The sequence below is a fragment of the Nitratireductor aquibiodomus NL21 = JCM 21793 genome (assembly GCF_000615975.1).
Classification (GTDB): domain Bacteria; phylum Pseudomonadota; class Alphaproteobacteria; order Rhizobiales; family Rhizobiaceae; genus Nitratireductor; species Nitratireductor aquibiodomus.
The window spans coordinates 1-7,857 of the sequence record NZ_BAMP01000137.1; the positions used below are offsets into that span (position 1 = coordinate 1).

Consider the following 7,857-nt stretch of genomic DNA (forward strand, 5'->3'; position numbering starts at 1 on the left):
CTATCGCGAGGGCAAGGCGCGCGAGCGCGTGCCGCTGGAGGTGGGGGCGGCGCTGCAACTCACGCTTTTTCATCCGCTCGACGATCACTATGGTTTCGCGCCGCTGGGCGCGGCGCTGATGGCGCTCGACACGCACAATCAGGCGGCGCGCTGGAACAAGGCGCTGCTCGACAATTCCGCGCGGCCTTCGGGCGCGCTGGTCTATGCGCCGAAGGAGGGCGGGAACCTTTCCGACGACCAGTTCGACCGGCTGAAGGTGGAACTGGAACAGGGTTACGCGGGTGCCGCCCGCGCCGGGCGGCCGCTGCTTCTGGAAGGCGGGCTCGACTGGAAGGCGATGAGCCTTTCGCCGCGCGACATGGATTTCATGGCGGCGAAGAATGGCGCCGCCCGCGACATCGCGCTGGCGATCGGCGTGCCGCCCATGCTGCTCGGCATTCCCGGCGACAACACCTATGCCAATTATCAGGAGGCGAACCGGGCCTTTTACCGCCTGACCGTGCTGCCGCTTGTGGGGCGGGTGGCGAAGGAGTTTTCCGCCTGGCTCCAGCCGGTGTTCGGCGCTGGCGTGCGGCTTTGGTACGACGCGGATGGCATCGAGGGGCTGGCCGCCGAGCGCGAGGCGCTGTGGAGCCGGGTGGGCGCAGCCGACTTCCTGAGCGACGAGGAAAAACGCCGGGCCGTGGGCTATGGCCCGCGCGGCGAGTGAGGCGCTTTATGGTGGATACGGAAATGCTTGCCGCCCGAATGCGCGGGGAGGCGGCATGGGTCCGGCTGCTGGCTGCTGCAGGGCGGCTGGAACGGGCACTGAAACACAACCCCAGATGGCGCCTTCAGCCGCGCGTTCCGGCGGGAAATCCCGGTGGAGGGCGGTGGACGGACGGGGGTGGGTCCGTTGTGGTGCCGGCAAGCGGGCGGGCATCGCGTATTGCGCGAATGCGCCGGCGCTATCCGGGTGCATCGCTCGCGCAGATCACGCGTCTCGAGATTGCTACGATGCAGGCGCGCACCGAACTCTACAAGGTACGCAGGCTCGACCCTCGATGGAGTTTCGGGGAACGGCTGAGGGGACCGGGAATAAATAGTGAAATCAGGGATTTGGAGGCTGTGGCGACGGCAGCGCGGAAGCGTTTTGGTGAATTGACCCGGGGTGCAATTCCGGAGTTCGATCCATTGTGGGGGCGAACGCGCTTATTGGAAGAGTTGCGCAACGCGGGATACCGATACAAAGGACCTGCGGATACCGGGCAAGGTGTTATCTACAGGAACTACGCCCAAGACACTGAAGTCCGTATCATGAGGCGTCCCAATAGAGAGCCACCGCTAAGGAACACGGATCCCGGTAAATGGTTGATGCAATACTACTATAGGTATAAAGTCCCAAATCGTCGCGAGGGACGACACGTTCCTATTCCCGATGGCCAGTGAGGCAACTTTCAGTGACCACGATCGATGAAGTCTGCAACCGTTTGCTTGCCACATTGGAGGAAAGTTGGGAACAGAACATTTTTACCCTGATCAATACGGTGTTCGAGCCACCTTCCCGTAGTGATCTGGTTGAGTTTTGTGAGGCGGTTAGGTCTCTGCACCGGAAAGGTCTTGCGCAGTTCTCGTGGGATACGGTGAAACCTGGCAGGTGTCCTCCCATGTCGGAGGCTGAAACTGTGGAGTTTCTGCGTTCCATGGAGAGCTGGTTTGTCCTTGCCGATGACGGCTACTGGACCTGCAGCAAGGGCGATTTTGGCAGAATGAACATTCCGCAGGTCGTCATCGGGGAGGCGGGTGCTCTTATCGGCCAGAAGCTCGAATATGAACGCGGGACTGAATGGTGGACCGCGCGCAGCCAGACGCTGGACCGCATCCTGTGCATTCTTCTGGCGGAGTGGAAGCCGGAACTGGTGGAAAATCTTACAAAGCTCGACCGCACCTACACCGATCAGATGTGGACTTTTTACGGCTTGCTGGAAGATGGCGTTTCGGCGGAGGACCTGAAGTATCATCTGCTTGCTGCGGAGCGCATGCTTCCTGAGCTGGTGCCGAATCGAAAGAGGGTCGATCGGCTGGCCGGGCAGTTGCTGCAAGTGGAGATTCCGGAAGACCGGTAGAACCCGCAATCGGTGTGATGACGGGTTGTCTTTCTCTCGGCTGGGAGCGCGTGGATCGACAAGCGCCACGTCCACCATACACGGTGAAATACTTCATTTCGAAGCTGTTGCTCGACAGGCGCGTGAACGATTTCACGAGCTGACCCGCGGGGCGATTCCCCATTTTAATCCTCTCTGGGGACGCAGGCGGTTGCTGAAAGAGCTCTTTCGGAACGGGTACAGATTTGAGCGCAATGCCAAAAGTGGAAATGGTGTGATCTACCGCAACCCGGATACCGGCAGTGAGGCGGAACTGTATCGATATCTGGCGAAGGCTGTCGCCAAGCGTGAGCGCCGGGAGCGCCTGCTTTGCTGCGAAAGAAGACTGCTGGAACGCCTGTTTGACGATCCACGCGTCAGGCGCACCATGAGGGGCGCCTGGCGTTTCGATGCTGCGTAGACGGCCGGGCATTTGAGCCCGGATATTTGAACAAGATCCCGAACGAGGATTTTTCCCATGACCGACATGACCCATGCGGGCTGGATATGGTTCGCAAAGGGGGCTGGCGCTGTGGCCGGCTCCGCGATTTCGCTTGCCTATATCCTGCCCAATCACCGGCGCGATGCGGCGATCCGCTTTGCTGTCGGTGTGGTGTGCGGAATGGTTTTCGGCGGGGCGACGGGGCTGAAGCTCGCCGAAATTCTGGAGCTGGCGGAACGGCTGGGGGCGGCCGAAACCATGCTGATGGGAGCGGCTGTGGCAAGCCTTTGCGCCTGGAGCGCCATTGGGCTTGCGCTGCGGTATTTTCAGGCGCGCCCGATTGCGCCGCTGCCGCATGGCCGTGCCGACACTTTTCACAATGAGAAAGGACGCTAGAGCATGCAGGCAAAGATCGCGCCGATGCCCGATGAGCGCAAATATGCCGGGCTCGATATCGAGACGGTCGAGGCGGATGGAACGTTCTCTGGCTATGCGAGCCTGTTCGGGAAGGTCGACCTTGGCCGTGACGCGGTGGAGCGGGGCGCGTTTGCGCGCTCGCTCGAAAAGCGCGGGGCGGCCGGGGTGCGCATGCTTTTCCAGCACGACCCGAACCAGCCATCGGCACCTGGGAGGAACTGCGCGAAGACGCACGCGGCCTTCTGGTGCGGGGAAGGTTGGCGCTTGGTGTCGCCAGGGCGCGGGAGGTCTGGGAGCTGATGCGCGACCGGGCGCTCGACGGGCTTTCCATTGGCTTTCGCACCGTAAAGGCGAAGACGGAGGCGAAGACCGGCGTACGCCGCATTGTGGAAGCGGATCTCTGGGAGATTTCCGTGGTCACCTTTCCCATGCTGCCGGAGGCGCGTGTGGACGAGGTGAAGACGGAGGGAAGGGGCGCGCCGTTGCCCACGGCGCGCGACTTCGAGCGTTGGCTGACGCGGGATGCCGGCCTGACGCGGCGCGAGGCCCGGGTGGTGATCGCCAAGGGCTTTGGCGCTTTGAAACGCGAGCGGGACGCCGCGCGGGGCTTTGATGACGGGCTGGCGGCGGTGATCCGCCGCGCGGCCCGCATGTTCAACGATTGAGGATGAAGACATGACGGCAGGACAGGCAAAACGCGCGCCGGAGGTGAAGTCGGCGCTGGACGAGGGCGATGTGACGGGCGCTTTCCATGAATTCATGAACGCGTTCGAGACCTTCAAGGAAGCCAACAACGAGAAGCTGAAACAGCTTGAGACACGCAGCGCCGATGTGGTGACGGTGGACAAGGTGGAGCGCATTTCGCAGGCGCTCGACGAGCAGAAACAGGCGCTGGACACGCTGGTTCTGAAGAAGACGCGGCCTATGCTGGGGCGTGGCGGCGCGCCACTTCAGGATCTGGAGCGCAAACAGGCGTTTGACGCCTATATGCGTTCGGGCGACGAGCGCGGCATGCGCTCGCTTGAAGAAAAGGCGATGTCCTATGCTCGGCGCCGGATGGTGGCTATCTGGTGCCGGATGAAACGGAGGCAGCCATCGGCGCGCGGCTGGCGGAACTCTCGCCGATCCGCTCCATCGCCTCGGTGCGGCAGGTTTCGAGTGCGGTTCTGAAAAAGCCGTTTGCGGTGACCGGCCCGGCGGTGGGCTGGGTGGCAGAGACGGCGGCGCGCCCGGAAACGGCGACGGGAACGCTGGACGAACTGCAGTTTCCCACGGCCGAGCTCTACGCCATGCCGGCGGCAACGGCGATGCTGCTCGACGATGCGGTGGTCGATCTCGACCAGTGGATCGCCAGCGAGGTGGAAACCGCTTTCGCAGAGCAGGAGGGCGCGGCTTTCGTCAACGGTGACGGGATCAACAAGCCGAAGGGCTTCCTGAGCTATGCTCGGGTGGCGAATGCCACCTGGAGCTGGGGCAATGTCGGTTATAATGTGACCGGCGCCGCAGGCGCGCTGCCGGCAACGGACTCCTCGGATGTGCTGATCGATCTGGTCTATGCGCTGAAGGCGGGCTATCGCCAGAGCGCCAGCTGGGTGATGAACCGCAAGACGCAGGCGACGCTGCGCAAGCTGAAGGACGCGGACGGCAACTATATGTGGCAGCCGCCGGCCACGCCGGGCAGCCGCGCCATGTTGATGGGCTTCCCACTGGTGGAGGCCGAGGACATGCCCGACATCGGCGCCGACACGACACCCATCGCGTTCGGCGATTTCCGCCGCTTCTACCTGGTGGTGGACCGCGCCGGCGTTCGCGTGCTGCGCGATCCGTATTCGGCCAAACCCTATGTGCTGTTCTACACGACCAAGCGTGTGGGCGGCGGCATTCAGGATTTCGATGCGGTCAAGCTTTTGAAATTCGGCACGGTTTAGCCCTCCCTCGACGACCATGCCGATGCGGCCCCGGAAGCAGTTCCGGGGCCGTTTTTTCAACGGGAGTTTCACGCATGACGCTATTTCGAACGGTCGATCCGCTGGTCGAGCCGGTGACGCTTGCCGAGGCCAAGGCGCATCTGCGGATCGGGCATCTGAGCGAGGATGCGCTCATCGAAGGGTTGATCCGTGCCGCCCGCCAGGAAGTGGAGAAGACAACCGGACAGGCGCTGATCGATCAGTCCTGGCGGCTGACGCTGGACGACTGGCCGCAGGGCGATGTGCTTTATCTGAACCGGACGCCGGTGCGCGAAGTGCTTTCGGTGACGGTGTTCGATGCCGATGGTGCGGCCTCGATTGTCGATCCCGCTACCTGTCAACTCGATGCGCATGCGCAACCGGCGCGGCTGGCGATTGCATCGCGGCCGCTTCCGGGCCAGCGGCTGAACGGCATCGAGATTGATTTCAGGGCCGGCTATGGCGAGGCGGGGACGGATGTGCCGGACCTTCTGCGGCGCGCCATCCTTCTTCTTGTGGCGCACTGGTTCGAATTCCGCGCTTCGTTTGGGGCGGAAGATCAACCGGTTTCACTGCCGGCTGGCTATCAGCGGCTCGTCGAGGGCTATCGGAAGCCGAGGCTGTGATGCGGGTGCAGTTTATCGATCCCGGTGCGTTTCGCACGGAACTCAGCCTGCAGCATGCGGCACTCGTTCCGGACGGGGCGGGCGGGCACACCGAAAGCTGGAGCGAGACGGCGACGGTCTTCGGTTTCATCGAGCCGGTGCGGGCGTCGGCACCTTTCGGCGCGGGGCAGCGCCATGAAGAGGTGACGCATCGCATCACGCTGCGGTTTCGACCCGGCGTGGGCGGCGGCATGCGGCTTGTGCGCGCAACACGGGCTTTCACCATCCTGACGGCGCACGATCCCGACGAGACCGGGCGTTACCTGGTCTGTCTCGCCAAGGAGAAGCAGACATGAAGATGAGCATGAAACTGACTGGCGAGGGACTGACCCGCGCGCTGCGCCGGCTGGCGCACAGGGCCGCAGAGGCGGGGGAAGAGGCGCGTCGCGCCTCACGCCTGAAGGAGAAGGCCAGGTTGGAAGCGCAGGAGCGTGATGATGCTCGACGCCGCGTTTGAACTGCAAAAGGCGGTGTTCGGTGCGCTGGCGGCAGATGTGGCGCTGACGGGTGCGCTGGGCGGCGCGAAACTCTACGATCTGGCGCCGGCCCGCACGGCCTATCCCTATGTCACGTTCGGACCGGCCAGTGCTCATGACTGGAGCACGGATACTGAAGAGGGCAGCGAGCATTTTTTCACGGTCAATGTCTGGTCGAACGGCAAGGGGCGGCGCGAAGCGCTGCAACTGATGGACCGGATCGACACTGTGCTGAAGGGGTCGTCCCTGCCGGTTGCGGGGCATCAACTGGTCAACCTGCGCCGCGAGGGCAGTGAAATCCGCTTCGATGAAGACCTTATCGCCTATCACGGCTGATGCGCTTTCGCGCCGTGATCGAGCCGGTCTGACACACCAACACATCCCTGGAGAACAAATATGGGTGCAAAGAAGGGCAAGGATCTGCTCCTGAAGCTCGACACGAGCGGAGCAGGGGCATTCACGACCGTTGCGGGGCTGCGCGCCAAGCGTCTCGCCTTCAACAGCGAGACAGTGGACGTGACCGACGCGGATTCAGCAGGCCGGTGGCGCGAACTGCTGGCCGGCAGCGGCGTCCAGCGTGCAGCCATAAGCGGATCGGGGATATTCAAGGACGGGGCTTCGGATGCCGCGATTCGCAGCCGGTTCTTCGCCGGTGAGATCGCCGGCTGGCAACTGGCGATCCCGGATTTCGGCGTGGTGTCCGGCTCGTTCCAGATCACCGCTCTTGAATATGGTGGCAATCACGACGGCGAGGTGACCTTCGAGATTGCGCTGGAATCGGCCGGTGCCGTGAGCTTTGCGGAGGTCCCATGAGCAGCGTGAACCGCAGGCGCGGCGAGGTGGCCGCGCGGATCGACGGCCGGGACTACACGCTTTGCCTGACGCTGGGTGCGCTGGCCGAGCTCGAAGACGCCTTTGCCGCGGACGATCTGGGGGAACTTGCAACACGGTTTTCGAGTGGACGCCTTTCGGCACGGGACATGCTGCGGGTGATCGCGGTCGGTCTTCGCGGCGGCGGCCACGCCGTGAGCGAGGAAGACGTGCGGGCGATGCGATGCGACGAGGGGGCGGCCGGCTTTGCCCGCATTGTAAGCGCGCTTCTGATGGCAACCTTCGGTGGCTCGGAGGAACCGCCGCAAAACCCTTGAACGCCGCAGCACCCCGCGCGAGACCCTTTCCCTGGAGTGAGGTCATGGGGTTTGCCTTTGGGGTGCTGCGGCTTTCACCGGTTGCGTTCTGGTCCATGACGCCGCGCGAACTCAATTGCGCGCTGGAGGCCGTGTTCGGCAGCGCTGTCGGTGTGCCGGCACGTAATGATCTCGATCAGCTGATGGAACGGTTTCCCGATCACCAAATCTGAGACTGAGCGGAGGCAAATCCTTGGAAGACATGACGTTTGAGATCCGCGCGGATACCAAGCCGTTCGCGGAGGCGCTGGGCGAACTGGAAAAACTGGCGGACGGCTTCGGCCGACAGATGACCGGTGCGCTGAAAAGTGCGGTTGTCAGCGGAAAATCGTTTGAAGATGTGCTGCGCAACATCGGCATGAACCTGGCGAGCATGGCGCTTTCGCAGGCGCTGCAGCCTTTGGCGGCGCTGGGTTCGTCGCTATTTTCAGGCGTTGTGGGCGGCATCCTGCCTTTCGCCAAGGGCGGCGTGGTGCCGTTTGCCGATGGCGGGGTTGTCTCCTCGCCAACCTATTTTCCGATGGCAGGCGGCACGGGATTGATGGGCGAGGCGGGTGCAGAGGCGATCCTCCCCCTGCAGCGCGGCGCTGACGGGCGGCTG

At 63.3% G+C, this 7,857-nt stretch carries 12 protein-coding genes and 2 pseudogenes; all 14 read left to right on the top strand.

Going from position 1 to position 7,857, the window contains the following annotated elements; genetic code table 11:
- A partial coding sequence (locus tag JCM21793_RS21945) for a phage portal protein (protein WP_025031732.1) occupies positions 1-709 on the top strand: 709 nt, incomplete at its 5' end.
- Positions 710-1,439: 730 nt separating this feature from the next.
- A complete protein-coding gene (locus JCM21793_RS21955) occupies positions 1,440-2,105 on the top strand; it encodes a hypothetical protein (protein WP_155983517.1) in 666 nt (221 codons plus the stop codon).
- Positions 2,106-2,358: 253 nt separating this feature from the next.
- Positions 2,359-2,544, top strand: a complete 186-nt coding sequence (locus tag JCM21793_RS21960; RefSeq protein ID WP_155983518.1) for a hypothetical protein — start codon at positions 2,359-2,361, stop codon at positions 2,542-2,544.
- A gap of 57 nt (positions 2,545-2,601) precedes the next feature.
- On the top strand, positions 2,602-2,961 hold the full coding sequence (locus tag JCM21793_RS21965) for a DUF6107 family protein (protein ID WP_025031736.1): 360 nt from the start codon (positions 2,602-2,604) through the stop codon (positions 2,959-2,961).
- Between the two features lie 24 nt (positions 2,962-2,985).
- Positions 2,986-3,647: pseudogene (locus tag JCM21793_RS27750) on the top strand (HK97 family phage prohead protease).
- Between the two features lie 10 nt (positions 3,648-3,657).
- Positions 3,658-4,910 (top strand): annotated as a pseudogene (locus JCM21793_RS27755) (phage major capsid protein).
- Positions 4,911-4,984: 74 nt separating this feature from the next.
- A complete protein-coding gene (locus JCM21793_RS21980) occupies positions 4,985-5,554 on the top strand; it encodes a head-tail connector protein (protein WP_025031737.1) in 570 nt (189 codons plus the stop codon).
- On the top strand, positions 5,554-5,889 hold the full coding sequence (locus tag JCM21793_RS21985) for a phage head closure protein (protein ID WP_025031738.1): 336 nt from the start codon (positions 5,554-5,556) through the stop codon (positions 5,887-5,889). Before JCM21793_RS21980 ends, JCM21793_RS21985 begins: the two co-directional genes overlap by 1 nt.
- On the top strand, positions 5,886-6,050 hold the full coding sequence (locus JCM21793_RS29400; RefSeq protein WP_155983519.1) for a hypothetical protein: 165 nt from the start codon (positions 5,886-5,888) through the stop codon (positions 6,048-6,050). The genes JCM21793_RS21985 and JCM21793_RS29400 overlap by 4 nt, the downstream gene beginning before the upstream one ends.
- Complete coding sequence (locus tag JCM21793_RS27760; RefSeq protein WP_244439963.1) at positions 6,031-6,405, top strand: DUF3168 domain-containing protein; 375 nt, start codon at positions 6,031-6,033, stop codon at positions 6,403-6,405. Before JCM21793_RS29400 ends, JCM21793_RS27760 begins: the two co-directional genes overlap by 20 nt.
- Before the next feature lie 60 nt (positions 6,406-6,465).
- Positions 6,466-6,882, top strand: a complete 417-nt coding sequence (locus JCM21793_RS21995) for a phage major tail protein, TP901-1 family (protein WP_025031739.1) — start codon at positions 6,466-6,468, stop codon at positions 6,880-6,882.
- Entirely contained in the window at positions 6,879-7,217 is a 339-nt protein-coding gene (locus tag JCM21793_RS22000; protein WP_025031740.1) for a gene transfer agent family protein, read from the top strand. Before JCM21793_RS21995 ends, JCM21793_RS22000 begins: the two co-directional genes overlap by 4 nt.
- Positions 7,214-7,429, top strand: coding sequence for a rcc01693 family protein (locus tag JCM21793_RS30750; protein WP_280113550.1), 216 nt, complete (start codon positions 7,214-7,216; stop codon positions 7,427-7,429). Before JCM21793_RS22000 ends, JCM21793_RS30750 begins: the two co-directional genes overlap by 4 nt.
- A gap of 29 nt (positions 7,430-7,458) precedes the next feature.
- Positions 7,459-7,857 (top strand): phage tail tape measure protein (locus tag JCM21793_RS22010; RefSeq protein ID WP_036541453.1); only part of this gene is annotated, 399 nt, incomplete at its 3' end.

Excerpts from the sequence above, each read along its gene's own strand:
- JCM21793_RS21980 (WP_025031737.1), top strand. The coding sequence starts at position 4,985 with ATGACGCTATTTCGAACGGTCGATCCGCTGGTCGAGCCGGTGACGCTT.
- JCM21793_RS27760 (WP_244439963.1), top strand. The coding sequence starts at position 6,031 with ATGCTCGACGCCGCGTTTGAACTGCAAAAGGCGGTGTTCGGTGCGCTG.
- JCM21793_RS22000 (WP_025031740.1), top strand. The coding sequence starts at position 6,879 with ATGAGCAGCGTGAACCGCAGGCGCGGCGAGGTGGCCGCGCGGATCGAC.
- JCM21793_RS21985 (WP_025031738.1), top strand. The coding sequence starts at position 5,554 with ATGCGGGTGCAGTTTATCGATCCCGGTGCGTTTCGCACGGAACTCAGC.
- JCM21793_RS29400 (WP_155983519.1), top strand. The coding sequence starts at position 5,886 with ATGAAGATGAGCATGAAACTGACTGGCGAGGGACTGACCCGCGCGCTG.
- JCM21793_RS21965 (WP_025031736.1), top strand. The coding sequence starts at position 2,602 with ATGACCGACATGACCCATGCGGGCTGGATATGGTTCGCAAAGGGGGCT.
- JCM21793_RS21995 (WP_025031739.1), top strand. The coding sequence starts at position 6,466 with ATGGGTGCAAAGAAGGGCAAGGATCTGCTCCTGAAGCTCGACACGAGC.